At 71.1% G+C, this 25,127-nt stretch carries 17 protein-coding genes and 1 pseudogene; 12 read left to right on the top strand and 6 right to left on the bottom strand.

Annotated elements, in window-relative coordinates; translation table 11 throughout:
* Window positions 1–4: 4 nt before the first annotated feature.
* Both AB0J88_RS14480 and AB0J88_RS14475 read right to left on the bottom strand, forming a co-directional pair.
* Window positions 5–1,126 (bottom strand): aromatic ring-hydroxylating dioxygenase subunit alpha, encoded by a 1,122-nt coding sequence (locus tag AB0J88_RS14480; protein ID WP_364344889.1) that lies wholly within the window; start codon window positions 1,124–1,126, stop codon window positions 5–7.
* 720 nt (window positions 1,127–1,846) lie between these two features.
* Window positions 1,847–4,066 (bottom strand): annotated as a pseudogene (locus AB0J88_RS14475) (DEAD/DEAH box helicase); the annotation flags it as partial.
* Window positions 4,067–4,239: 173 nt separating this feature from the next.
* On the opposite strand from AB0J88_RS14475, the gene AB0J88_RS14470 reads away from it, so the two are divergent.
* The 8 genes from AB0J88_RS14470 to AB0J88_RS14435 all read left to right on the top strand — a co-directional run bounded on the left by AB0J88_RS14470 (window position 4,240) and on the right by AB0J88_RS14435 (window position 13,012).
* Window positions 4,240–4,587: an STAS domain-containing protein gene (locus AB0J88_RS14470; protein ID WP_364344892.1), complete on the top strand. Its 348-nt coding sequence runs from the start codon at window positions 4,240–4,242 to the stop codon at window positions 4,585–4,587.
* Window positions 4,584–5,021: an ATP-binding protein gene (locus AB0J88_RS14465; protein WP_364344895.1), complete on the top strand. Its 438-nt coding sequence runs from the start codon at window positions 4,584–4,586 to the stop codon at window positions 5,019–5,021. Before AB0J88_RS14470 ends, AB0J88_RS14465 begins: the two co-directional genes overlap by 4 nt.
* Before the next feature lie 200 nt (window positions 5,022–5,221).
* Complete coding sequence (locus AB0J88_RS14460; RefSeq protein WP_364344898.1) at window positions 5,222–7,594, top strand: sodium-translocating pyrophosphatase; 2,373 nt, start codon at window positions 5,222–5,224, stop codon at window positions 7,592–7,594.
* A gap of 77 nt (window positions 7,595–7,671) precedes the next feature.
* On the top strand, window positions 7,672–8,193 hold the full coding sequence (locus tag AB0J88_RS14455; protein ID WP_364344901.1) for a hypothetical protein: 522 nt from the start codon (window positions 7,672–7,674) through the stop codon (window positions 8,191–8,193).
* Window positions 8,184–8,771 (top strand): hypothetical protein, encoded by a 588-nt coding sequence (locus tag AB0J88_RS14450; RefSeq protein ID WP_364344904.1) that lies wholly within the window; start codon window positions 8,184–8,186, stop codon window positions 8,769–8,771. The genes AB0J88_RS14455 and AB0J88_RS14450 overlap by 10 nt, the downstream gene beginning before the upstream one ends.
* Before the next feature lie 186 nt (window positions 8,772–8,957).
* Entirely contained in the window at window positions 8,958–11,819 is a 2,862-nt protein-coding gene (gene topA / locus AB0J88_RS14445; protein WP_364344907.1) for a type I DNA topoisomerase, read from the top strand.
* Window positions 11,820–11,829: 10 nt separating this feature from the next.
* Window positions 11,830–12,630 carry a GNAT family N-acetyltransferase gene (locus AB0J88_RS14440; RefSeq protein WP_364344910.1) on the top strand — a complete coding sequence of 267 codons (801 nt, stop codon included), beginning with the start codon at window positions 11,830–11,832 and terminating at the stop codon, window positions 12,628–12,630.
* Window positions 12,631–12,658: 28 nt separating this feature from the next.
* The gene (locus tag AB0J88_RS14435; protein WP_364344913.1) at window positions 12,659–13,012 is read left to right on the top strand and encodes a DUF1801 domain-containing protein; all 354 of its coding nucleotides are present in this window, start codon (window positions 12,659–12,661) and stop codon (window positions 13,010–13,012) included.
* Window positions 13,013–13,051: 39 nt separating this feature from the next.
* On the opposite strand, the gene AB0J88_RS14430 is transcribed toward AB0J88_RS14435, so the two are convergent.
* Both AB0J88_RS14430 and AB0J88_RS14425 read right to left on the bottom strand, forming a co-directional pair.
* Window positions 13,052–16,165, bottom strand: coding sequence for a M14 family zinc carboxypeptidase (locus AB0J88_RS14430; protein ID WP_364344916.1), 3,114 nt, complete (start codon window positions 16,163–16,165; stop codon window positions 13,052–13,054).
* A gap of 115 nt (window positions 16,166–16,280) precedes the next feature.
* Complete coding sequence (locus tag AB0J88_RS14425; RefSeq protein ID WP_364346088.1) at window positions 16,281–17,276, bottom strand: AAA family ATPase; 996 nt, start codon at window positions 17,274–17,276, stop codon at window positions 16,281–16,283.
* A 65-nt stretch (window positions 17,277–17,341) separates the two neighbouring features.
* On the opposite strand from AB0J88_RS14425, the gene AB0J88_RS14420 reads away from it, so the two are divergent.
* Window positions 17,342–18,049, top strand: a complete 708-nt coding sequence (locus AB0J88_RS14420) for a protein phosphatase 2C domain-containing protein (protein WP_364344919.1) — start codon at window positions 17,342–17,344, stop codon at window positions 18,047–18,049.
* 25 nt (window positions 18,050–18,074) lie between these two features.
* Here the strand turns inward: AB0J88_RS14420 and AB0J88_RS14415 are convergent, their stop codons facing one another.
* A complete protein-coding gene (locus AB0J88_RS14415; RefSeq protein ID WP_364344921.1) occupies window positions 18,075–19,409 on the bottom strand; it encodes a D-arabinono-1,4-lactone oxidase in 1,335 nt (444 codons plus the stop codon).
* A 168-nt stretch (window positions 19,410–19,577) separates the two neighbouring features.
* Between AB0J88_RS14415 and AB0J88_RS14410 the strand changes: the two genes are divergently transcribed.
* Window positions 19,578–20,207, top strand: a complete 630-nt coding sequence (locus AB0J88_RS14410; protein ID WP_089252532.1) for a TetR family transcriptional regulator — start codon at window positions 19,578–19,580, stop codon at window positions 20,205–20,207.
* On the opposite strand, the gene AB0J88_RS14405 is transcribed toward AB0J88_RS14410, so the two are convergent.
* Window positions 20,208–21,413: an amino acid deaminase/aldolase gene (locus tag AB0J88_RS14405; RefSeq protein WP_364344924.1), complete on the bottom strand. Its 1,206-nt coding sequence runs from the start codon at window positions 21,411–21,413 to the stop codon at window positions 20,208–20,210. It lies immediately after the preceding gene.
* 284 nt (window positions 21,414–21,697) lie between these two features.
* Here AB0J88_RS14405 and tmk point away from each other — a divergent pair, with 284 nt between their 5' ends.
* Window positions 21,698–23,914, top strand: coding sequence for a dTMP kinase (gene tmk, locus AB0J88_RS14400; protein ID WP_364346090.1), 2,217 nt, complete (start codon window positions 21,698–21,700; stop codon window positions 23,912–23,914).
* On the top strand, window positions 23,907–25,091 hold the full coding sequence (locus tag AB0J88_RS14395; RefSeq protein WP_364344927.1) for a DNA polymerase III subunit delta': 1,185 nt from the start codon (window positions 23,907–23,909) through the stop codon (window positions 25,089–25,091). The genes tmk and AB0J88_RS14395 overlap by 8 nt, the downstream gene beginning before the upstream one ends.
* The last annotated feature ends 36 nt before the right edge of the window (window positions 25,092–25,127 follow it).

Raw genomic sequence — 25,127 nt, 5'->3', positions numbered from 1 at the left:
CGGTCTAGAGCGTGGTCGCTGGGTCGCGGTAGGCGCGGGCGATCAGGGTGACCCAGTCGTAGACGGCGTTCTCGTTGGGCGCCAACGGCCCCGGCACGAAGTGAGGTGACGAGACACCACGTTGAACGGACTCGCACGCTGCCCAGTCTTGGCGGTTCGTGAGGTCCCAGAAATCTACGGCGTAGGAGGGGTCGGTGACCTCGTCCAGGAACAGCCACTCGCAGGTGACGCGGGTGCGGCTCGGTGACAGCGGTTGGAGGAGGTGGGTCATCACGTAGTCCGGATGCAGCGAGATGAGCATGTTCGGGAACAGGCCGAGGTAGCGGACCAGGCGCTGGTCGACGTCCGGCAACCGGACACCGTGTGAACGGCCGTCCAGCGACATGGTTTCCGCGTGGTCGCGTAGGTCCATCGAGCCGCCGACCCAGGCGGCGCCCGGGTCGCGCCAGTTGTTGCCGGAGTTCGGCGGCGATACCGCGCACAGTTCGGGGTGGATCAGTGGGCAGTGGTAGCACTCGTGGTAGTTCTCCGCGATGACCTTCCAGTTGGCCGCCACCTCGTAGTCGTGTCGGGCCTTAGGGACCAGCGATTCCGGTCGGTACGGCTCGACGTGCGCGGCCAGCGTGCCGATGTGCGCACTGAACGGCCGCGCGGTGCCCGTGGCGTTGACGAACAGCCAGCCGTGCCAGTCGACGGTTGGCAGCTCGACCAGGCCGTAGGCGGTGCCGGTGAAGTCTGGGCCCATTCGCGGCGCGGTTCGCAGGTGGCCGTCGAGGCTGTAGGACCAGCCGTGGTACGGGCACAGCACCGTTGGTCGGTCCGCGGCCTCGCCTTCGGCCAGTAGCTCGTGCCCGCGGTGCCGGCAGACGTTGGCGAACGCTCGGGGTGTGCCGGCTTCGAAGATGAGCAGCACGCCGACGTCGCCGACCGTGGTCGCGCGCTGGTTGCCGCCCTCCGCGAGCGCTGCCGTGCGTCCGAGCGACACCCACGACCCGGCGAACAGATGGCGCTGTTCCCAGGCGAACACGTGCTCACCGACGTACGCGGCCGCCGGCAGCATCGTTGACCGCCCGAACGGGCGGAGTGCCTGCTCCAGCGCGGAAGCTTCGATCGGCGCGCCCATCATGCGGTCATCATCACCGACGACCGCAAGCGGAAACCCAGGAAGGGGTCAGGCTGCGGCGTCCTCGGCGGACCCCTGCGCCAGCGCCGGGCGAGCCGGGGCCGCCAGCCCGTCGTCGCCCTGCTCCTCGATGCTTGAGCTCTCCGTGCGGCTCGCGGGCACAGCGGGGTGCGCGCCAACCGTCCGGCGGCGCTTGGCGACGGGCGGTGCCGTGTCGTGTCCATCGGCGACAGGCGTCGCGGCGAGCTTCGCCCGTGCTCGCGGAACCCGCGCGGCAGCAACTTCGGACGCCTTGTCGGTGGGCGCGAGCTTCGCCCGCCTCCGCGAAGCTCGCGCGGCCGAACCTTCGGCTTCGGCGGCTCCGGCCGTGCCGTCGGCGGGCGCGAGCTGCGCCTGCCCCCGCGAAGTCTCTGCCGCAGCGGCTCCGCCCGTCGAAGCGGTCTTCGCCGTCGCCCGCTTGCGCCGTGGAGCTACCCGCTCACGCGATTTGTCCGGTGCGGCCGGAGCCGCGCCATCCGCAAGAGCCACGTCAGTCGTGCCGTCGCCGTCCGCCGCAGAGAGCGCGCCATCCACCAGCCCGGCGTCGGTCGCAGCGACTTGGTCGTCCGCGGCCTTTCCCCGGTCCGGACTTGCGTCAGTCACCGCGCCGGCAACGACGCCCTCGGGCAGCGTGCCCACGGCCGTTCCGATGGCGGCTGGCGCCGCGTCGACCGGTGCGTGGGTCGCGGCCAGGTTCGCGAGGACTATGTCCAGGACCTTCACGGCCTCGGGCTTTGCCAGGGGGTTGTTACCGTTCCCGCACTTGGGAGACTGAACGCACGACGGGCAACCAGCCTCGCAGGCGCATTCGGCGATCACGTCGCGGGTTGCCTGTAGCCAGGACGACGCCGCGGCGAAGGCTCGTTCGGCGAAGCCTGCTCCGCCGGGGTGGCCGTCGTAGACGAAGACCGTGGGTAGGCCCGTGTCCGGGTGGTTCGCCGTCGAGATGCCACCGATGTCCCAGCGGTCGCACGTGGCTACCAGTGGCAGCAGGCCGATGGCCGCGTGTTCGGCGGCGTGCAGCGCCCCCGGTATGTCTGCCTCGGCCACCTCCGACAACGCCTCCGGGGACACCGTGAACCAGACCGCGACCGTACGCAGCTCGCGGGCCGGCAGATCCAAGGGCCGCGTGTCGATGACCTCGCCGGAGCCGTGGCGCCGCCTCTGGTACGACACCACCTGGCTGGTCACGTCGACCTCACCCAGATGCATGGACACCGGGCCGGCGGTCACCGACGAGCCGACCCCGGCCACCGACAGCGTGGTCACGTCGCGGGCGTGGGTGGAGTAGTCCGGCTCCTCCGCATGCACCAGCGCGCAGCCGTCCTCGAAATCCAGGGAGTCGACCACGTAGGACGCGCCCTGGTGCACGTACACGGCGCCCTCGTGAAGCATGAAGTGCGACGACGACGCGTCCGTCATGCCCAGCAGGCGGCCCGTCGACGACTCGACGATGCAGATGGGCTGGCCGCCGCTGCCCCGCAGGTCCACGTCGGGGCGCTTGTAGGGGCGCCAGTACCAACCCGACGGGCGCCGGCGCAGCAAGCCCGCAGCGACCAGCTCCTCCAGCACCGGCACGGCGGCCGGGCCGAACAGCGAGAGGTCCGCCTGGGTCAGCGGACCCTCGGCGGCCGCGCAGCAGAGCTGTGGACCCAGGACGTACGGGTTCGACGGGTCCAGCACCGTCGCCTCGACCGCCTGGCCGAACAGGGCTTCCGGGTGGTGCACGAGATAGGTGTCGAGCGGGTCGTCGCGGGCCACCAGCACCGCCAGCGCGTCGTCACCGGCCCGGCCCGCGCGGCCCGCCTGCTGCCACAGCGACGCGCGCGTGCCCGGATAGCCGCAGATCAGCACCGCGTCCAGGCCGACCAGGTCGACGCCGAGCTCCAGCGCGTTGGTGGACGCCAGGCCGAGCAGCGAGCCCGAGAGCAGACCCTCCTCCAACGACCGCCGTTCCTCGCGCAGGAAGCCGGCCCGATAGGCGGCCACCCGGCCGGCCAGGTCGGGGGAGACCTCCTCCAGCGACCGCCGCGCCACGGTGGCCACCGTCTCCGCGCCGCGCCGTGAGCGGACGAACGCGACCGTGCGTACCCCCGCGGTCACCGCATCGGTCAACAGCGACGCCGTCTCGCGGACCGCCGACCGCCGCACCGGGGTCGCGGACGTGGCCGACGTCTCCAGCGGCGGCTCCCACAGCGCGAACGTCACACCACCGCGCGGGGACGCGTCCTCGGTGACGGCCTCGACCCGCAGGCCGGTCAGTCGCGCGGCTGCCGTCTCCGGGTCGCCGGCCGTCGCGGACGCGAGAACGAACACGGGGGTACGCCCGTAGCGAGCCGCCGCCCGCCGCAACCGCCGCAGCACGTGCGCGACGTGCGACCCGAACACCCCGCGGTAGGTGTGGCACTCGTCGACGACGACGAACGACAACCGGCGGAGGAACGTGCCCCAAGCGGCGTGCCCCGGCAGGATGCTTCGGTGCAACATATCCGGATTTGTCAGGACGAAACGCGAGTGTTGGCGGATCCACTCCCGTTCGGCGCGGGGCGTGTCCCCGTCGTAGGCCGCTGGGCGTACACCATCGACAGCAAGGCCGGCGACGGAGCGTAACTGGTCCGCGGCCAACGCCTTGGTCGGCGCCAGATAAAGCGCGGTCGCCCGGGGGTCCAGGACCAACCGCGACAGCGCCGGCAACTGGTACGCCAGCGACTTGCCCGACGCCGTGCCGGTCGCGACGACCACGTGGCGACCCTCGAACGCCAGGGAGGCCGCCGAAGCCTGGTGCCGCCATGGCGCCGACACGCCGCGTGACGCGTACGCCGAAACCACCGAAGGAGGGACCCACGACGGCCACGGAACGGGGTCACCGACCCGGGCGGCGACCTCTTCGACATGGGTGACCGGAGGTCGGCTGAGCAGGCCGGCGAGCAGGGCAGCCGGCCCTTCAACCGCTGTGGTCATGCCTGCACTCTCGCACTGATGTACTGATCAGTCGACGGCGGGTCAGGTCGTCGCTGCATACACCGCGTGTCGATGGTTAGATCGCAGGGACAAACAACGACTGCGGGAGGCGTTCGATGGAGCTGTCGCTCTCGACCCGGACCCAGGGCGAGCACACCGTGCTGGAGGTCGGCGGCGAGGTCGACGTCTACACGGCTCCGCGCCTGCGCGAGCGGCTGATCGAGTTGATCGACGCCGGTGCCACGCAGATCGTCGTCGACCTCGGCCGGGTCGACTTTCTCGACTCCACCGGGCTGGGTGTGCTGGTCGGCGCGCTCAAGCGGCTGCGCGCCGCGGGTGGGGGCCTCAGCCTTGTCTGCGACAAGGAACCGTTGCTGAAGATTTTCCGCATCACCGCCCTCGACCAGGTCTTCCCCCTGTTCGCGACCGTCGACGGGGCGACCGAGGCCGGTCCGGCCGCGTGATGGCGACAGTTCGTCTCGCCTTTTCACCCGCTCCGGCGCACGTCCGGACCGCACGCCTGGTCGGCGTGGCGGTGGCCCGGCGCGCCGGGGTCCCGGAGGAGCTTCTCGACGAGGTGCGCATCGCGATCGGCGAGGCGTGCACCCGCGCGGTCGCGCTGCACCGCCAGTACGGACTGCCCAACCTGGTGCAGGTCGAGATGTCCGACGGCGGCAACTACATCGTGCGGGTCATCGACCGCGCGCCGATCGAGGCGGGTCTCGGCATCGCGGTGCTGCCTCCGGAAGAGCTGGCCAACACGTCCCTGACCGACGAGGCACTGACCGTCGGTGTCGGATTCGCCCTGCTAGCGGGATTGGTCGAAGATCTCCAGGTGCGTCCGGTCGACGAGGGCATCGGCACCGAAGTCCGCATGGTTTGGCCCGTCGCGCGCTAGCAGAGATCACGTTTTGTGCGCGACAACCCCGCGCCGATGTGAATACCGCCACGGTGTACGGCTAGAGTACGCGGGTTATCAGCTAGCGCCCTGACCTCGCCATCCGTCCGGTCAGGTGCGTCATTGCTCTCCACCTGGAGACGTCCCACGCCGGGCTAGTCCTCCGGCGGGACGCGTTGGTCGGTTATTGGAGGACATAGATGTCCGGGTCCGGGACCTTGGCCGCCGAGGGCGGCGGGCTGTCCCTTTCCAGCGCGAACTTCTCGTACGTGATCGTGGCTCTGGTCATCGCCCTTGTGGCGCTTGGCTTCGCGGCCGCACTACGGCGGACGGTTCTGGCGACTGGTCAGGGCACCACCAACATGCAGGAGATCGCCGGCGCCGTCCAAGAGGGCGCCTCGGCCTACCTGCGCCGCCAGTTCAGAACGCTCGCGATCTTCGTAGTGATCGCGGTCGTTCTGCTCTTCGTCCTGCCGGTGCACGGCGCGGACGGCAACGAGACGATGGTCAAGCTCGGCCGCTCGGCGTTCTTCGTCGTCGGTGCGGTGTTCAGCGCGTTCATCGGCGGCGCCGGCATGGCTCTGGCCACCCGCGCCAACCTGCGGGTCGCCGCCGCGGCTCGGGAGGCCACCGGCGGTCGTGAGAAGGCGATGCAGATCGCGTTCCGCACCGGCGGCGTGGTCGGCTTCCTCACCGTCGGCCTTGGCCTCGTCGGCGCGACCGTCGTCGTGCTGCTCTACAAGGGCGACGCGCCGACCGTGCTCGAGGGCTTCGGCTTCGGCGCCGCACTGCTCGCGATGTTCATGCGGGTCGGCGGCGGCATCTTCACGAAGGCCGCCGACGTCGGCGCCGACCTGGTCGGCAAGGTCGAGCAGGGCATCCCCGAGGACGACCCGCGCAACGCGGCGACCATCGCCGACAACGTGGGCGACAACGTCGGTGACTGCGCCGGCATGGCGGCCGACCTGTTCGAGTCGTACGCCGTGACCCTGGTCGCCGCCCTGATCCTGGGTCGGGCCGCGTTCGGCCAGGACGGCCTGGTCTTCCCGCTGATCGTCTCGGCCATCGGCGCGATCATCGCGATCATCGGTGTGTTCATCACCCGCCTCCGTGCGAGTGACCGCAACGGCCTGCAGGCGATCAACCGGGCCTTCTACATCTCGGCGGCGATCTCCGCGGTCGTGGTCGCGGTGGTCTCCTGGTTCTACCTCAAGCCGTCGTTCGCCGAGTTCGACGGTGTTTCGGAGGAAGTCGCCGGCATCACCCGCGACCCGCGCTGGGTCGCCATCGGCGCGGTCGTCATCGGCATCGTGCTGGCCGCCGCCATCCAGGCGCTGACCGGCTACTTCACCGAGGTCGAGCGGCGTCCGGTGCAGGACATCGGCAAGAGCTCGCAGACCGGTGCCGCCACCGTCGTGCTCGCCGGCATCAGCGTCGGCCTCGAGTCGGCCGTCTACTCCGCGCTGCTGATCGGCGCCGGCGTGTTCGGCGCGTTCCTGCTCGGCGGCGGTTCGCTGATCCTGTCGCTGTTCGCGGTCGCGCTGGCCGGCATCGGCCTGCTGACCACCGTCGGCGTCATCGTCGCGATGGACACGTTCGGCCCGATCTCCGACAACGCGCAGGGCATCGCCGAGATGTCCGGCGACATCGACGAGGCCGGCGCCAAGACGCTGACCGAGCTCGACGCGGTCGGCAACACCACGAAGGCCATCACCAAGGGCATCGCGATCGCTACGGCCGTCCTCGCCGCGACCGCGCTGTTCGGGTCGTACACGAGCTCGATTGCCACCTCGTTGACCGACGCCGGCATCTCGGACGTCGACAACTACATCCTCAACCTGCTGAACATCAGCAACCCGCGGAACCTGGTCGGCCTGATCGTCGGCGCCGCGGTCGTGTTCCTGTTCTCCGGTCTCGCGATCAACGCGGTGGCCCGGTCCGCCGGCGCCGTCGTCGTCGAGGTCCGTCGCCAGTTCCGGGAGTTCCCGGGCATCATGGACGGCACCCAGCGGCCCGAGTACGGCAAGGTCGTCGACATCTGCACCCGCGACGCGCAACGCGAGCTGCTCACCCCGGGTCTGCTGGCGATCCTGGCCCCGATCGCGGTCGGCTTCGGCCTCGGCGCCGGCGCGCTGGCCTCCTACCTGGCAGGTGCGATCGGCGCGGGCACCCTGATGGCGGTCTTCCTGGCCAACTCCGGTGGCGCCTGGGACAACGCGAAGAAGCTGGTCGAGGACGGCCACTACGGCGGCAAGGGCTCCGAGGCGCACGCCGCGACCGTCATCGGCGACACCGTCGGTGACCCGTTCAAGGACACCGCCGGCCCGGCCATCAACCCGCTCCTCAAGGTGATGAACCTGGTCGCGCTGCTGATCGCCCCGGCGGTCATCACGTTCAGCGTCGGCGACGACGCGAACACCGGCCTGCGGATCGGCATCGCGGTCATCGCGGTCGCCGTCATCGTCGGTGCGGTGCTGTTCAGCAAGCGCAAGCCGATCGCCATGTCGGAGGCCGATTCGGGAAAAGCCGAAGCGGGCACTGACACCTCCGAAGAGGAGCGCGTGAACGCCTGATCGGCGGACAACGGGTCAACGGCCCCCGGTCGACGCAGGCGCGTCGAGCGGGGGCCGTTGCTTCTATGCTGCTCGACATGCGTACCCCCCGCGCAGTCCTGTCGGCCGTGCTGATCGTGCTGGCGCTCGCCGGCTGCGGTGGCGACCGGTCTGCCCCGCGGATCTGGGCGGCGGACGTGTGCGAGGCGTTGAGCCCCTGGCGCGAAGAGATCGACAGCCTCTCTTCCGGCACTTCGCAGCAGATGACGGCGCGGACCACCCCGGCGCAGGCGAAAGAGAACCTGATCCGGTTGCTCGGTGGCGCCGAGCAGGCCAGCGAGACCGCCCGGTCGCAGGTCGAGCAGGCGGGAGTGCCCGACGTGGACGAGGGCGCGGCGATCGTCGACGGCTTCGTCGGCTCGCTGGCCGGCGTCCGGGACGCCTACGGCAAGGCCAAACGGGCCATCGAGGACCTCGACACCGACCCCGCGTTCTACGACGGGGTCGGTGCGGCCGTCGAGACCCTCAACAAGGAGTACGACGCCAGCGCGCTGGACACCAGCAAGCTCAACTCGCCGGAGTTGGCGCGCGCCTTCGACGAGGTACCGGAGTGTCGCTGACGCCGCGGCAGCTCTCGCTGTTCGGCGTCGAGGCCCGCGAACCCACGCCGGGAGACCTGGCGGGCCTGCTCGCCGGGCCGGGCCAGGTGGTGCGGATGGGCGGCACGGCCAGGGTCTCGGTGGTGGTCGACTCGGCCTGGCGGGTGCACGTGCTGGTCGCCGAGCTCACCCGGCGCGGCCTGGCACCGACCTGGTCGCCGACCGAGGTCGAGGGTCACCTGGGCGTCCGCACCTCTTATTCCACTGCGCTGGCCGGACTCGGCGTGGCGTGGCTGCGGGGAGCGGTCAAGCGCCCACCGCCCGGTTTCTTCCTCGATGGGCGCAGGCTCCGGCTCTGGGTGGCCGCAGCCGGTGCGCCGGATGAATCAGGGTTTGCCCTGAAATTAGGGGCTAACGACGAAGGGCAGTGGGATCAGGTCGGCGCCGCGTTGGCCGCGGTGGGCCTGCCCGCCGCACTGCTCGGCCCGCGGGCCGGCGGCCCCGCCTACCGGGTGACCGGACGTCGCCGCCTGGCCCGTCTGGCGGAGCTTGTCGGAGATCGTCCACTACCGGCACCAGGGGAATGCTGGCCTGGGTGAACGTGTTGTTCAGCTGTTCGATCGACACCGGTTCCGGTGCGGTGGCACCCGTCACCCTTCTACCTGGGTGTACGGTGTCGCCGTTCAGCGTGACGCTCCGCCGTCGGCCGGCTCGCCTGGAGTATCGCGACCTCGCCGCCGTGCCGCGCGTTACCTTGGACATCCACGAACATGTGAGGGAGTGCAGTGCCGAGCAACGCCAGGAGCACCCGTCTCGTCATCGTCGAGTCACCGGCGAAGGCGAAGACGATCTCGGGCTATCTCGGCCCGGGCTACGTGGTGGAGGCCAGCCTGGGCCACATCCGTGACCTGCCGCGCAACGCCGCGGACGTCCCAGCCAAATACAAGGACCTGCCGTGGGCCCGGCTCGGCGTCGACGTCGACAACGGGTTCGCCGCGCTCTACGTCGTGTCCGCCGACCGCAAGCAGCAGATCACCAAGCTGACCAAACTGGCCAAGGAGGTCGACGAGGTCTTCCTCGCGACGGATGAGGACCGCGAGGGCGAGGCGATCGCCTGGCACCTGGTCGAGACCCTCAAGCCCAAGGTCCCGGTCAAGCGGATGGTCTTCCACGAGATCACGCGGCAGGCGATCCAGGCCGCCGTGGCCAACCCCCGTGACATCGACCGCGACCTGGTCGACGCGCAGGAGGCCCGGCGCATCCTCGACCGGCTCTACGGCTACGAGGTGTCGCCGGTCCTCTGGAAGAAGGTCATGCCGCGGCTCTCCGCCGGCCGCGTGCAGTCGGTCGCGACCCGCATCGTGGTCGAGCGCGAGCGTCAGCGGATGGCGTTCCGCTCCGCCGGCTACTGGGACATCCAGGCGACGCTCGCGGTCGACGCGGCCGCCGCCAAGGAGGGCCCGCGCACCTTCACCGCGACGCTGGTCGCGCTCGACGGTGACCGGATCGCCACCGGCAAGGACTTCGAGCCCACGACCGGTCAGGTGCGGCCGGGCGCCGCGGTGGTCCACCTCGACGAGGCCGGTGCCCGCGGGTTGGCCGCCCGGCTCGAGGATCGGCCGTTCACGGTCACCCGGGTCGAGGAGAAGCCTTACCGGCGCCGGCCGTACGCGCCGTTCATCACCTCGACGCTCCAGCAGGAGGCGGCGCGCAAGCTGCGCTTCTCCTCGCAGCAGACGATGCGCACGGCGCAGCGGCTCTACGAAAACGGCTACATCACCTATATGCGTACGGACTCCGTCAACCTGTCGGAGACCGCGATCGCAGCCGCCCGCCGGCAGATCGCCGAGCTCTACGGCCAGGGCAGCGTCCCGCCGGAGCCGCGTCGCTACACGGGCAAGGTCAAGAACGCCCAGGAGGCGCACGAGGCGATCCGCCCCGCCGGCGACCACTTTCGCACGCCGGGCGAGGTCGCCAAGGAGCTCTCCGCCGAGGAGTTCAAGCTCTACGAGCTGATCTGGCGGCGCACGATCGCGTCGCAGATGACCGACGCGGTCGGCATGTCCGTCTCGATCCGGATCCGGGCGGTCTCGTCGAGCGGCGAAGAGGCCGACTTCGGCGCGACCGGCAAGACGATCACCGACCCGGGCTTCCTGCGCGCCTACGTCGAGTCCTCCGACGACGAGTCCGCCGAGGCCGAAGACGCCGAGCGCCGGCTGCCCAACCTGGTCAAGGACCAGCCGCTGACCGCCGACCAGCTCGAGGCGCTGGGTCACACCACCCAGCCGCCGTCCCGCTACACCGAGGCGTCGCTGGTCAAGCAGCTCGAAGAGCTGGGCATCGGCCGCCCGTCCACGTACGCGTCGATCATGGCGACCATCCAGGACCGGGGATACGTGGTCAAGCGCGGTCAGGCGCTGATCCCGTCGTTCCTCGCGTTCGCGGTGATCGGCCTGTTGGAGGGCCATTACCCCCGGCTGGTCGACTACAACTTCACCGCCGCGATGGAGAACGAGCTCGACGAGATCGCCGGCGGCGACATGGCCGCGGCCGACTTCCTGACCTCGTTCTACTTCGGCAGCGACGTCTCCGCCGACGGCACGATCGCCGCCTCGGGCGGGCTCAAGCGGCTGGTCACCGACAACCTCAGCGAGATCGACGCGCGCAGTGTCAACTCGATCCCGTTGTTCCGTGACGACCAAGGGCGCGACGTCGTCGTCCGGGTCGGCCGCTACGGCCCCTACCTGCAGCGCACGCTGCCCGGCGCGCTGGTGCCGGCGGCATCCAACGGCCACGCCGAAGGTGCCGACGGCGAGGATCATCCGGAGGCCAACCAGGGCGACCGCGCGTCCATTCCCGAGGGTCTGGCGCCCGACGAGCTCACCCCGGAGAAGGTCGACGAGCTGTTCCTCGGTGGTGGTGGCGAGCGCTCGCTGGGCACCCACCCCGAGACCGGCGAGGACATCGTGCTCAAGTCCGGCCGCTACGGGCCGTACGTGGCCAGCGGCGAGCGCAAGTCGTCGCTGCTCAAGTCGCACACCCCGGACGCGCTCTCGCTCGAGGAGGCGCTGCGGCTGCTGTCGCTGCCCCGGGTGGTCGGCAAGGACGACGACGGCACCGAGATCCTGGCCGCCAACGGCCGCTACGGGCCTTACGTGAAGAAGGGCGACGAGTTCCGCTCCCTGGAGAACGAGGAGCAGCTCTTCACGGTCACGCTCGAGGCGGCCAAGGCCTTGCTGGCCGCGCCCAAGACCCGGCAGCGCCGGGCCGCCGCTCCGCCGTTGCGTGAGATGGGCAACGACCCGCTCACCGAGAAGCCGCTGGTGATCAAGGATGGTCGGTTCGGGCCGTACGTGACCGACGGCGAGGTCAACGCCTCGCTGCGCCGGGGCATGACGCCGGAGTCGCTGTCGATCGAGCAGGCGTCCGAGATGCTCGCCGAGAAGCGGGCCAAGGGTCCGGCGCCGCGCAAGAAGGCGGCGAAGAAGGCCGCCGCCAAGACGACCACCGCCAAGGCCACCACGGCGAAGAAGACTGCGGCGACGAAGACCACCGCGAAGAAGGCGACGGCGGCCAAGAAGACGACCGCAGCGGCGAAGAAGGCGGCGCCGAAGAAGGCGAGTGCGGCGAAGAAGACGACGGACTAGCCTTCGTCCGATGTGGTCCACCACGTCGGACGTCGGTGAGTTCCAGGGCGCCGTCGGAGCTGCTCTGTCAGCGCGCCCGGTCGAGAACACGCTGTTGCTGACCATCTCGGCGAAGGTGGCCGACGTCGGCCCGGGCGCCGTCGGTGGCAGCCGGCCGGTCTTCGGCTGGCATCCCGACGGCAGTGCCTTCGTCTGGACGCCGCCACGGCCCCTCCTGCTCGGTGGGCCGGCGACGGTCGCGGCCGCGATCGAGCTGGCCGAGACCCTCGACGACGTGCCGGGCGTCAACTCGACCGACGAGGTGGCGCGCGCGTTCGCCGACGCCTGGTGCCGCCGGACCGGCGCCACCGCCCGGCCCGGCATCCGGTCCCGCCTCTACCGGCTGGGCGAGCTCGTCCCGCCCGTGGTGAAAGGCCAGGCGCGGGTCGCCGGCGCGGCCGATCGGGATCTGCTGGCCGCGTGGCTGACCGCCTGTGGCGAGGAGCTCCACGAGCCGCTCACGTCGGCGCGGGAGACGGCTGAGGCCGGTGTCCGGGACGGCGCCTACGGCCTGTGGGAGGTCGACGGCACCCCGGTCGCCCTGGCCGGGAAGCGGCGGCCGGCCGGTGGCGTCGTGCGGATCGGCCCGGTCTACACGCCTCGGGCTTCGCGCGGCCACGGCTACGGTTCGGCCGTCACGGCCGCGGTGAGTGCGTCGGCGCACCCGCACGAGGTCGTGCTGTTCACCGACCTGGCCAACCCGACGAGCAACTCGATCTACGCGAAGATCGGCTACCGACCGGTCGAGGACCGCCAGGTTTTCGTGTTCTGACCGCCGCGACTGCGGCATCCTGACGGTTATGGCCGCCAAGTTCGCGAGCGTCGACGACTACATCGCCGCGCTGCCCGCCGACCAGCGGGAGATCACCCAACAGGTCCGCACGACGATCCTCGACGCCCTGCCGGACCCCGGAGAGAAGATCTCGTACAACATCCCGGCGGTGACCGTTGACGGCAAGATCCTGGTCTACTTCGCGGCCTGGAAGAAGTTCGTCTCGCTCTATCCGGCACCCCGCGCCGACGACGACTTCGAGCGGGCCGTGGCGCCGTACCGGGGAGCCAAGGACGCCCTCCAGTTCCGCTGGGCCGAGCCGGTCCCATGGGATCTGGTCACCCGGGTCGTCCGCGTGATGCTCGACCAGCGCGGAGCATGAGGAAGGGCCCCCTCCGCGGAGGGGGCCCTTCCGTTCAACTCAGCCGAGCAGGTGACGCATCGCCCGCTTGACCAGGTCGTCGCGCTGCGCGGGCGCCAGGCCCTCGAAGCCGAACCCGGAGTAGAGGCTGTCCCGGGTGGCGATCACGGCGCCTTCCTCGAACCCGAGCTGGGTCCGGGTCCAGTCCGTGACGTTCGGGCCGGAGCCCGCCGGGGGACCGGGCACCGCGAAGCCGCCGAGGTCGGTCTCGAACCCGGTCGACGCCAGCGGCTGACCGTCGCGGTTGATCCGGACGTTGTCGACGAACACGCCCAGGCCCTCCGTGCCCCAGTCAGTCATGTACGTGATGGACAGTTCGACCTGCTTGCCGGCATAAGGCGTCAGGTCGCTCACCCACTCCTTCCAGCCGCCGGACGAGCCGGTGGCCGCGTGCCAGCTGCCGCTCGTGCCGGTGTTCAGGCACGGCTGGTCGGCGCCCTGGTACGTGACGTAGTGGTTGAGCTGGGGGTGCAACCGGGCAGGCGAGTTGGCGGAGCAGCTGTCACCCGGGTTGTCGCCGGTCTTGCCGTTGGTGTCGACCAGCGTCGTCCAGTTCTCGGTGCCCACCTCGCGCGCCTCGACGAACATGAAGTCCCAGTCCGTCTCGATGTCGTACGAGGTCCAGAAGCGCAGCTCCCCGCTGGACGCACCGGCCATGTCGACCGTGCGGCTCAGCCGCTTGTAGGCCTCGTCACCGCGTCCGCTGAAGGCGTAGTAGTCGCCCTCGTACGGGTCGAACGGCGGCGCGCCCGGGCGGACCCAACCGACCGGGGCCGAGCTGGGGCCGAACCACGGGAACTCGGCCTCGGGCAGGACGCTCGACGTGGCCAGGAACGACGCGGTGTGGTCCTGGTTCTGCGCGGAGCCTGGTGCGTTGAGGTCACCCGTGAAGCCGGTGAACCGGCCCTTGCTGCCGCTCAGCGGAAGCGGGTTGCCGTCGTCGTCCGAACCCGAGCCGTCGATGTACGCGTACGCACCCAGGTAGTACTGCTGGAAGTCGTTGAACAGCGGCAGGCACGGCGGGTCGCTCGGGCTCGTGCACTCGGGCTGGCTCGGGAAGTCCGGCTCGTAGTAGTAGGAGCCGTTGATCCCCTGGGCGTACATCGCGTACTTGCCCGTGATGAAGAGCTTGCCGCCCTCGTTGAGGTAGTCCCGGACGGCCAGCTCGGTGTCCAGCGCCGCCTTCGTCGCCGTTCCGCCGACCTGACCCTGCGACCGCGGGATGATGTCGTCGCCGGTCTCCCAGACGACGGCCTTGTAGTGCGACAGCACGCCCAGCGGGTGGGGTGCCTTGCGGCCGCGCGCGTCGAAGTCGTAGACGTCGCTGGAGCGCCCGGCGGCACGCAGCGACGCCTCCATCTCGTCGGCGTACTTGGCCGTCGTGCTGCCGGTCTGCACCGGGCTGATGCCGGTCACGTCCTCGGCCGCCAGCACCAGCACGTCGCCGCCGATGTCCTGCGACACCGAGTAGGTGAAGTGCTCGCTGGCCACCGTGCCCTTGCCGGACTTGCGGCCGGTGAACCAGACCTCGACCGAGTCGCCCTTCTTGGCGCGCGTCACGGTGCCACGCAGCTCGGCGTAGTAGTCGTTGCCCTCGTTGCCGTAACGCTCACCGCCACGCCACTCGCGGACGTTCACGGTTTGCGGCCGGCCGCCGTTGACGGTGTAGTGCATCCGAACGTCCTTGAGCGCCCGCCGCGCGGTCACCGCGACCGGCTGCTTGGTGCCGTAGGAGACGTCGAACGAGTCGACGACGAAGTCCGGCGTGCTGCGGCCGACCACCGAGACGGGGTCGTCCGGGTCGAGCGCCGAGCGCCCGGTCGCGATCGCGAACGGGATGTTCTTCTCGAACTCCGCCTGGATGAGGCCCTCGTCGTCCGGGAAGATGAAGTCGCTGACGCAGTCTTCGGCCAGCCACTCGTCGTCGGGCACCGAGTTGGCCGCCGCCGTGCAGGTGCTCATCTCGGGCGTGAAGCCCAGGCCACCCCACCGGGCCGACAAGCCGGAGTCGGCGTCGCCGTTGGTGGTGTAGAGCTCGGCCGAGATGTCCGGGTCGTAGCCGGGCACCGCGGGGTGGTCGTCGTCGCCGGCCATCGCGATGGAGATGACGTCGTCCGGCGACGGCGTGCTGACCTGCCAGCCGACGCCGTAGAGCAGGAGCTGTGCGGCCGAGTGGTAGTTGATGAAGAACTCGGGCCGGATCTTGCTGTAGAGCGAGTGCAGCCCTTTGGTCTCCGGCTCGGAGTCGGGAGCCGGACCGCGGTACGTGTCGCTCGTGATCTGCGGCGACGAGCCCTCGTTGTCGTAGCCCCACTTGTAGCCGAAGTTGCGGTTGAGGTCGACGCCGTCGACAGTGGTGATCTGGCCGTCACCGTCGTTGTCACGCAGGTTCTTGCGCCACAGCCGGTTGTCGGGGGTGAACGTGTAGTCGTAGCCGTCGGGGTTGACGACCGGCACGAACCACAGTTCGGTCTTGTCGACCAGGTTGGTGATCACCGGGTCCTTGCCGTAGTTGTCGAGCACGTGGTGCAGCAGCCGCCGGGTCATCTCCACCGTGATCCACTCACGGGCGTGCTGTGCGCCGACATAGAGCGTCGCCGGGCGGGAGCCGTCGCGTACGTTCTTGGCGTTCTTGGTCACCCGGATCGCGGTGAGCTGCTTGCCCTGGGTGGACCGGCCGTAGTTGACCACCTCGGTGAGCTTCGGGTAGCGGGCGGCGGTGGCGACGAGCTCGTCCCGGATGCCACCGGGCTCGTTGTACGGCCGGAACGCCTCCCAGCCGGCCAGCGCCTGCTCGCGCAGCACCTGCGAAGCCGCCTTGCCACGAACCTTCTTGACCGCGAGCTTGACACCCTGGTCGGCGAGGCGGTCGGCCTCACGCTTGCTGAGCACGGTCTCGACCTTGGTGTTGGCACCGTCTGCACCGACGGTCGCCTCACCCGCGTCGACCCCGGCCGCGCGTAGCTCTTCGAGCTGGGCCGGCGTCACCGTGCCGACGTATACCTCGAGGCGGTCTGCCGCATTGGGTTCCGCGGCCTCGGCCGGCGACACCGCTGCGAACGCGGCGACCAGCGTGGCGGCGGTCAACGCCGCCAGCCATCGTCTCGATCTCATCCATCCCCCTCGCTCATGACAAGGGGCTCCTCGCCGTCGAAGAGCACCAATGTGGAGCCTGCCGACTGGGTAGGCGTCGGTCAATGGATGCGGACCCTTGACGAATCCCTACTGTTTACGGCTGGCTACGCGGGGTCAACGAGGGAGTCCGGTGGCTGTGGCGGACCGCCCACAGCGCCGCCTCCGTCCGGGAGGCGGTGCCGGTCTTGCGCAGCAGGTTGGAGACGTGCACGGTGACGGTACGCACGGAGATGCCGAGCGCCCGGGCGATCTGCTTGTTGGCCATGCCGTCGCGCAGGCAGACCAGCACCTCCACCTCGCGCGCGGTGAGCTCCGCGGCCGGCTCGGCGGTGCCGTCGGGCTCCCGCAGCAGCGCGGCCACGTCGTCGGCCGCCGTGGTGGCGATGAGCTCGGTCAGCCGGTACGCGTTGCCTGCGGTGCGGTCCCACACCTTCCGCGCCGCCGCTTCGGTGATGTCCCGACCCGGGTAGACCTGGGCCAGCACGTCGGCGACGTCGGCGGGCCGCAGCGGCCCGAGGTGCTGGCGCACGGCGCCCGGCGTGCCGGTCAGCCGGGCCAGTGTGCGGGCGACCAGGGGGTCGGCGCTGGGCCGGCTCGTGACCAGCAGCAGGGCGGGCAGGCCGGGTGCGACGGCCAGGTCGCCGACCAGGTTGAGGCTGGCGGGGTCGAGCGCGTGCAGGTCCTCGACGACGAGCACGGCCGGGCCGGTGCCGGCCAGCGCGCGGACCACGCGCGTGGCCACCCGGAGAAGGGCGCCGGGGGCGAACCGCTCGACCGGGGCGGCGTCGTGCTGGGCGAGCCAGGCCAGTGCCGGCCCGGGGGCGGGCAGGCCACGGGTGTCGCGGCCGCTCAGCACGGCGGCCAGCCAGTCGTACGGCGCCGGCGAGTGGATCCGGGCCTGGCCGTGCAGCACCGTCACCGGGGCCGGGTCGAGGTCGGCGAGCGCGGCCGTGACCAGGGCGCTCTTGCCGGTGCCGGGGTCGCCGGTCAGCACCGCGACCTGGGGGCCGGTGGCACCGCCGGCGGTCGCGGCCCAGGCGGCAGTCAGCTCGGCGCGTTCCCGCGTCCGACCGACCAGCGTCACCGGCATCACGCACACACCCTACGAAATACTGCGTAGAGACTGCGATCGACGGGTTTGAGATGCTCGTAACCATGCCGCCCTTGATCTTGCAGGCCGTGACCGTGACCGACGTCGGCCCGGCCCGGCCCAACAACGAGGACGCCGCGTTCGCCGGTCGTCGCCTGGTGGTGATCGCTGACGGCGTCGGGGGCATGCCGGCCGGGGAGATGGCCAGCGAGATCGTCATCTCGACGCTGAGCGGGCTGGAAGAGGTCGACAGCGTCGACCCGGCGGCGGCCCTGGCCGAGGCCGTCGAGCGGGCCAACGCCAAGATCGCAGCCGAGGGGCAGGGCGCCGGCACCACCGTGACCGCCGGCCTGCTGCGCGGCGACCAGCTCGGGCTGCTGCACGTCGGCGACTCGCGTGGCTACCTGCTGGCCGCCGGTGCGACCGAGATGGTGCGGCTGACCCGCGACGACACGTTCGTCCAGCTTCTCGTCGACCGGGGTGCGCTGACCGCCGAGGAGGCCCGGGGGCACCCGCGCCGCTCGATGATCACGCAGGCGGTGCAGGGCGAGAGCTACCGCGCGGCGACCGCGCTGCTGCCGGTGGAGGCCGGCGACCGGTTGCTGCTGTGCAGCGACGGACTGTCCGACTACGTCGAGGACGTCACGATCGGGCGCACCCTGCGGGAGATCCGCGACCTGGACGCGTGCGCCAAGGAGCTCGTCGCGCTCGCGCTGGCGTCGGGCACCTACGACAACGTCACCGTGGTAGTCGCCGACGTGGTGTCGGCATAAGGGCCGCAGCGGACGTTTCCGCTGCTCAACTGCCCAGCACCCGCTCCGTGTAAGCGTTGGCGAAGACCCGGTGCGGGTCGAGCCGGTCGCGCAGCGCGACAAAGCCGTCGAACCGTGGGTAGACCGGGCGCAGCGACTCGGCGTCCCGGTAGTGCAGCTTGCCCCAGTGCGGCCGGCCGCCGAGCTCGCGGGCGAGGGTCTCGACGGCCTTGAAGTACGGCTCGTACGGTGCGCCGGCGAACTGGTGCACGGCGACGTAGACCGACTCCCGGCCGTACCCGTGCGAGAGCGGGATGTCGTCGGCCGCGGTGAACCGCACCTCGACCGGGAACTGCACCTTGAACGGCAGGCGGTCGATGATCCGGGGCAGCTCGCCGAGCATCGTCGGGAAGGCGTCGCGGGGGAGGCCGTACTCCATCTCGGTGAACCGCACCCGGCGCGGCGTGCAGAAGACGGCATCGGACCGTCCGGTGTAGACCCGCTCGGTGAGCGCCCGGGCCGACACCGCGTTGATCGGAGCGACCGTGGCCGGCACCGCGCGACCCAGCAGACAGGCGCCCGCGAACACGGTGTTGGCGAGGAAGTCGTCGTCGAGCCAGCCGCGCCAGCCTGGCAACGGTCGGTCGTCGGCCGGCACCCGGTTGTTCGTCTTGACCTGCACCCGGTCGGTGTAGGGGAACCAGTAGAGGTCGCAGTGGTCGTTGTCGGCCACCAGCGCCGGCCAGTCGGCCAGCACGTCGGCCAGCCGGCCGGGGCGCTCGTGCGCCCGCAGCGTGAACGCTTCGACGCACTGGAGGGTCACCTCGGTGAGCACGCCGAGCGCGCCGAGGCCGACCCGGGCCGCGCTGAACACCTCGGGGTTGGTGTGCTCGTCGCAGCGCAGCACCTCGCCGGTGCCGGTCACCAGGGTCAGGCCGCCGACGAAGGTGGACAGGCAGCCGTACGCCGCGCCCGTGCCGTGCGTGCCGGTGGAGATGGCGCCCGCGATCGTCTGCGCGTCGATGTCGCCGAGGTTGGGCAGCGCCAGGCCGTGCGTGCTGAGCAACGCGTTGAGCGTCGCCAGCGTCATGCCGGCCGGCACGGTCACCCGCCGGTGCTCGCGGTCGACGTCGACGCGACCGGGCAGTGCGGCCAGGTCGATGCGGATGCCGTCGGTGACGGCGATGTCGGTGAAGGAGTGACCCGATCCGACGGGCTTGACCCGCTCGCCGGCCGCCGCGGCCCCGGTGACGATCGCGGAGAGCTCGTCGAGGCCGCCGGGCCGCGTCTCGCGCGCCGTCGCCTGCTGGTTGCCCGCCCAGTTGCGCCAGTGCGGCACGCTGGTCGCGGTTGCTCGACTCGCGGTCACGGCGCCCTCCATAATATGAATAGCATTCATATCAGTGTTTGGTTCCGCGCGTAAGAGCGTCACACGCGTACTCCCCGCAAATACCGCCCTTCTGCTGAATACCTCTCATCCGGGTTGCTCGTTGATCCGAGTAACGTTCCCCCCGCGCGGCGGGGCCGAAGAGGAAGGATGTGGTGAGGCATGACGACATCAGCCGTCACCACGGGCCCCCTGCGCCGGGTTCCGGTGCAGGGCCGCAGCGTGGCCCGCGTTCAGCGGATGCTCGATGCGTGCGCCGAGATCGTCGACGAGGTCGGCTACGAGGGCCTGACGACCACATTGCTCGCCGAGCGCGCCGAAGTGGCGATCGGCTCCGTCTACCAGTTCTTCCCCGACAAGCGGGCCATCGTGCAGGCACTCACGCTGCGCAACATGGAGGCCTATCTGGAGCGGCTGGCCAACCGCTTCGGCAGCGGCACGTTCGCCGACTGGTGGGAAGGCGTCGACGCGGGCATCGACGAGTACATCGAGATGCACCGCACCGTGCCCGGCTTCCGGACCCTGCACTTCGGCGACGTCGTCGACGTGCACCTGCTCGACGAGGAGCGCGACAACAACGCGGTCATCGCCGAGCAGTTGGCCCGGCTGCTCGTCGAGCAGTTCCACGTGGCCGACGAGCCACGCCTGCGGTTCGCGCTGGAGATCGCCGTCGAGGCGGCCGACGCGCTGATCAAGCTGGCGTTCCGTCGCCGCACCGACGGCGACGAGCAGGTGCTCGCGGAGGCCAAGGCCTTGATCCGCGAGTACCTGCACCGGCACGTCTCGGTGTAACTAGAGGAAGGCGTGGCCCGCACCTCGGTAGGTGCGGGCCGTCGCCGTCACGGCTCCGTCCTCGACCAGGTGCAGGTCGTTGACGTGCTCGCAGAGCTCGCCGGCCTTCGCGTGGCGGAACCAGACCCGGTCGCCGACCCGCAAGCCGTCGGCGGCGGCGCCACGCAGGGGCGTCTGCACCTCGCCGGCGCCCTCGGTGCCGATCATCTTCAGCCCGCTCGGCAGCCAAGGTGTCGGCTGCCGGCTCGGCTCGGTCGGGCCGGACGCGATCCAGCCGCCACCGAGCACGGTGACCACGCCGGGACCGGGCCGGCGGACCACCGGCTGGGCGAAGAACGCGGCCGGGGTCGGGCGCCAGGCGGTGTACGCGTCGAACAGGGTCGGACCGTAGAGGCCGGAGCCGGCGGTGATCTCGGTGACCGAGGGGTCGGCGCCCGTGAGCCGCACGCTGCCGGTGCCGCCGCCGTTGACGAACTCGAGGTCCGCGACGGCCCGCACGGCGTCGACCGCGGCACCGCGCCGCGCCAGCAGCTCGCGGTACGAGCGGCGCTGGATGGCTCGGATGGCGAGTCCGCGGGCACGCCGGCCGGGTGGCGCGTCGCCCAGACCGGCGATCTGAGCCTCGTACGACATGATGCCGACCAACCGGAATCCCGGGCGCTTGGCGATCGTCTCGGCGAGCGTGCGGGCCTGACCGGGCTCACGCACCGGCGAGCGGAACACGCCGAGGTGCACCCGTCCGCCGGCGAGCCGGTAGGAGGCGTCGAGGTCGATGCAGAGCCGGATCTCGGCGCTGCCCGTCACCGCGGCGATGAAGTCGAGCTGTTCGGAACTGTCCACCATCAGGGTGACGCCGGCCCGCAGCCGGTCGTCGTGAGCCAGGTCACGCAGGGCGGCCCGGTCCGCGGTCGGATAGGCGACGACGGCGTCGTCCGTAACGCCGGTGCGGACGAGCCAGTTGGCCTCGGCGAGCGTGTATGCCAACACGCCCTGCCAACCCGGGCGGCTCAGCACGCGGGTGAGCAGGTCGGGGCAGCGCACCGACTTGCTGGCGACCCGCAACGGCTTGCCGCCGGCCCGCTCCACCAGCGCTTTCGCGTTGGCGTCGAAGGCCGCGAGGTCGACGACGGCGAACGGCGGATCGAGTTCCGCGGTCGCCTTGTCGAGACTTTCCCTTTGGGAGGTTTCGGTGGGTTTACCGGACACATCTGCACCGTAGCGGGTGCGCTGACAATGCGAAACACCCTCGCGTACCAGAGCCCCTTAAGGGGGTGTCCGGGCAGCTAGGGTCAGGGGAATGTCGGGGTGGGCAGGGGCGTCCGCGCCGCTAAAGTGAGCCCGGGGGAGCCCAGCGATGGGCCGGACGCGGAGGTACGGCCATCGACACGAACGTGAGCGGCGAAGAGCTGGAGCGGCCCACCCGGGCCGGCGGCTCCGCCACCAACCGGTCGCAGCAGGTGGACCTCTCCGGTGTCAGCGCACTGCGGGCCGTGCTCCGGATCCGGCCGTTCCGGCGGCTCTGGCTCGTTCTCGGCGTGGCATCGCTCGGTGACTGGCTCGGCCTGCTGGCCACCTCGATCTTCGCGTCGGCGCAGGTCAGCGGGGACACGGCGAAGGGCCTGGCGTTCGGTGGCGTGATCGCGGTGCGGCTGCTGCCCGCGCTCGTGCTCGGGCCGGTGGCCGGCGTGCTCGCCGACCGGTTCGACCGCCGCTACACGATGGTCATCTGCGACCTGCTGCGGTTCGTGCTGTTCGCGTCGATCCCGGTGGTCGCCCTGCTCGGCTTCGCGGGCGGCATCGTCGTCGGGTGGGCGGCGATCGCCACCTTCCTGATCGAGGCCATCACGCTGATCTGGATCCCGGCCAAGGAGGCCGCGGTACCCAACCTGATCCCGAAGTCCCGCCTCGAGGTCTCCAACCAGCTGACCCTGATCACCACGTACGGCCTCACGCCGGTGCTCGCGGCCGTCGGCCTGGCCGCCCTCGACGCCAGCGTCCGCGGCATCACCGGTGCGGCGCCGGCCGACTGGGCCGAGCCCGCCCAACTCGCGCTCTGGTTCAACGCGTTCTCCCGGCTGGCCACGGCGATCGTGGTCTTCTACGGCATCAAGGAGATCAGCGGCCGCACCGCGCCCGCGGACCGCGAGAACGTCAGCATGGTGCGGCAGTTCGTCGACGGCTGGAAGTTCATCGGCAACTCGCCGCTCGTCCGCGGCCTCGTGCTCGGCATCTTCGGCGCGTTCGCCGGCGGCGGCGTGGTGATCGGCACCGCCCGGTTCTTCACCCAGTCGCTCAGCGCCGGTGACGCCGCGTTCTACCTGCTCTTCGCGTTCCTCTTCGTCGGGCTGTCGGTCGGCATCGGCCTCGGTCCGGCGATCATCAAGGACCTCTCGCGACGCCGCTGGTTCGGCATGAGCATCGTCCTGGCCGCCGCGTCCGTGATCGTCCTCGCGGCCTCGATCCACCTCTCGATGGCGATCGTCGGTGCGGTCCTCGTCGGCGCCGGCGCGGGCATGGCCTTCCTGGCCGGCATCACGCTGCTCGGCATCGAGGTCGCCGACGAGGTGCGCGGCCGGGTCTTCGCGGTCGTGCAGACCGGCACCCGGGTCGTCCTGATGATCGCCATCGCGCTGAGCAGCCTGCTGGTCGGCGTCGGCGGCTCGCGCAAGCTGGAGATGGCCTCGTTGGGCGTCTCCATCTCGTCGACTCGGCTGCTGCTGCTGATCGCCGGCGTCGCCGGCATCCTGTCCGGGATCAGCGCCTTCAAGCAGATGGACGACAAGCCGGGCGTCGGCGTGCTCGCCGACCTCTGGGGCTCGATGCGCGGCCGCCCGCTCTCGCCCGCCGAGCCGTCCGCCTGGCGCGGTGTGTTCGTGGTCTTCGAGGGTGGCGAGGGCAGCGGCAAGTCGACCCAGGTCGCCGCGCTGGCCGACGCGTTGCGGGCGGAGGGCCGCGACGTCGTGGTCACCCGCGAGCCCGGCGCGACCGAGGTCGGGCGGCGGATCCGCGAGATGGTGCTCGAGGGTGAGAGCGAGCTTTCACCCCGGTCCGAGGCATTGCTGTACGCCGCCGACCGCGCCAACCACGTGGCCACCGTCGTGCGGCCGGCACTGGCCCGCGGTGCCGTGGTGGTCAGCGACCGCTACGTCGACTCGTCGCTGGCCTACCAGGGCGCTGGACGCACGCTGCCGGTCGAAGAGGTGTCCTGGCTCTCGTCCTGGGCGACGGGTGGTCTCAAGCCCGACCTGGTGGTCCTGCTCGACATCGACCCCACGATCGGCCTGTCCCGGGCGGCGGCGCGCGGCGCCCACGACCGCCTGGAGACCGAGGCTCTGTCGTTCCACGAGCGGGTCCGCTACGCGTTCCTCGACCTGGCCGCCGCCGACCCGCGCCGCTACCTGGTGCTCGACGCGACCCGGCCGGCGGAGGACATCGCGATCGCGGTGTTCGACCGGGTGACGCCGATGCTCGGCGACCCTGGCCCCGACCACCCAGGCCCGGCGAAGCAGCCCGACACCACGACCGAGCCGGAGCTCTCCGAGCAGGAGATAGCCTCGATAGTCGACGCGGCGAACCGGGGCGAGCCGACCGGGGACGACTCCCCCGAATCCGACACCGGCCCGGACGACGACAAGCCGTCCGCGTCCGCGCTGGGCGCCCAGCGCTCCGTACCGCCGCCGGATCGGGAGTTGGAACCACGTGGCTGACGTCTTCGCCGACCTGGTGGGCCAGGAGGAGGCCGTCGACACCCTGCGCCGCGCGGCGGCGGGTGCGGTGGCCATCCTCGACGGCTCGGGCGCCGGATCGGCGATGACGCACGCGTGGATCTTCACCGGCCCGCCCGGCTCCGGCCGGTCGGTCGCCGCCCGGGCGTTGGCCGCGGCGCTGCAGTGCGCCACCGGGGTCGGCTGCGGCCGGTGCACCGGCTGCCACACCACGCTCACCGGCACCAACGCCGACGTGCGGATGGTCACCCCGGACGGGCTGTCCATCGGCGTCAACGAGATGCGGGCGCTGGTGCTGCGGGCGGCCAGCACGCCGACCGGTGGGCGCTGGCAGGTCGTGGTCATCGAGGATGCCGACCGGCTCACCGAGCAGGCCGGCAACGCGCTGCTCAAGGCGATCGAAGAGCCGCCGCCGCGTACGGTCTTCCTGCTCTGCGCACCCTCGACGCACCCCGACGACATCTCCGTGACGATCCGGTCCCGGTGCCGGGTGGTCGCCCTGCGCCAGCCGCCGGCCGCGGCGGTCGCCTCGGTGCTGACCTTCCGCGACGGCGTGGAGCCCGACACCGCCGCCTGGGCCGCCGCGGCCGCGCAGGGCCACGTCGGCCGCGCCCGCCGGCTGGCCCGCGACGCCGATGCCCGCCGCCGCCGCGAGGCGGTGCTGGCCGTGCCGCGCCGGCTGACCGGCGTCGGTGCGTGCTTCGACGCCGCGTCGGCGCTGATCGAGGCGGCCGAGGCCGAGGCGGAGGCCGCGGTGTCCGAGATGGACAGCAGCGAACGCAGCGCGCTGGAGACCGCGCTCGGCGCAGGCGGCACGGGCCGCGGCGCGACCGGCGCGATCCGCGGCGCCGCCGGCCAGCTCAAGGACCTGGAGAAGCGGCAGAAGTCGCGGGCCACCCGGGCGCAGCGCGACGCGCTCGACCGGGCCCTGGTCGACCTGGCCGGTTTCTATCGCGACGTGCTGGTCCGCACTCTCTCGGCGGCGGTAGCTCCGGTGCACACCGACGCGACGCCGCTGGCCGAGGCCGCGGCACGCAAGTGGTCGCCCGACGACGCGCTGCGTCGCCTGGAGGCGGTGCTCGAATGCCGCACGGCGATCGAGGCCAACGTCAAGCCCCGCATCGCCGTCGAGGCGATGATGCTCTCCCTCTGGCGTTAGTTACCGAGTTATCCACAGGCGGGGTTTCGCCGTGGT

The organism is Asanoa sp. NPDC049475, from assembly GCF_040676915.1.
GTDB lineage: Bacteria > Actinomycetota > Actinomycetes > Mycobacteriales > Micromonosporaceae > Asanoa.
The sequence above is the reverse complement of the archived record's forward strand: the minus strand, read 5'-3'. Positions and strand labels throughout refer to the sequence as shown.

Excerpts from the sequence above, each read along its gene's own strand:
- AB0J88_RS14480 (WP_364344889.1), bottom strand. The coding sequence starts at position 1,126 with ATGATGGGCGCGCCGATCGAAGCTTCCGCGCTGGAGCAGGCACTCCGC.
- AB0J88_RS14470 (WP_364344892.1), top strand. The coding sequence starts at position 4,240 with ATGGAGCTGTCGCTCTCGACCCGGACCCAGGGCGAGCACACCGTGCTG.
- AB0J88_RS14460 (WP_364344898.1), top strand. The coding sequence starts at position 5,222 with ATGTCCGGGTCCGGGACCTTGGCCGCCGAGGGCGGCGGGCTGTCCCTT.
- AB0J88_RS14455 (WP_364344901.1), top strand. The coding sequence starts at position 7,672 with ATGCGTACCCCCCGCGCAGTCCTGTCGGCCGTGCTGATCGTGCTGGCG.
- AB0J88_RS14440 (WP_364344910.1), top strand. The coding sequence starts at position 11,830 with ATGTGGTCCACCACGTCGGACGTCGGTGAGTTCCAGGGCGCCGTCGGA.
- AB0J88_RS14435 (WP_364344913.1), top strand. The coding sequence starts at position 12,659 with ATGGCCGCCAAGTTCGCGAGCGTCGACGACTACATCGCCGCGCTGCCC.
- AB0J88_RS14430 (WP_364344916.1), bottom strand. The coding sequence starts at position 16,165 with ATGAGATCGAGACGATGGCTGGCGGCGTTGACCGCCGCCACGCTGGTC.
- AB0J88_RS14425 (WP_364346088.1), bottom strand. The coding sequence starts at position 17,276 with ATGCCGGTGACGCTGGTCGGTCGGACGCGGGAACGCGCCGAGCTGACT.
- AB0J88_RS14420 (WP_364344919.1), top strand. The coding sequence starts at position 17,342 with ATGCCGCCCTTGATCTTGCAGGCCGTGACCGTGACCGACGTCGGCCCG.
- AB0J88_RS14415 (WP_364344921.1), bottom strand. The coding sequence starts at position 19,409 with ATGGAGGGCGCCGTGACCGCGAGTCGAGCAACCGCGACCAGCGTGCCG.
- AB0J88_RS14410 (WP_089252532.1), top strand. The coding sequence starts at position 19,578 with ATGACGACATCAGCCGTCACCACGGGCCCCCTGCGCCGGGTTCCGGTG.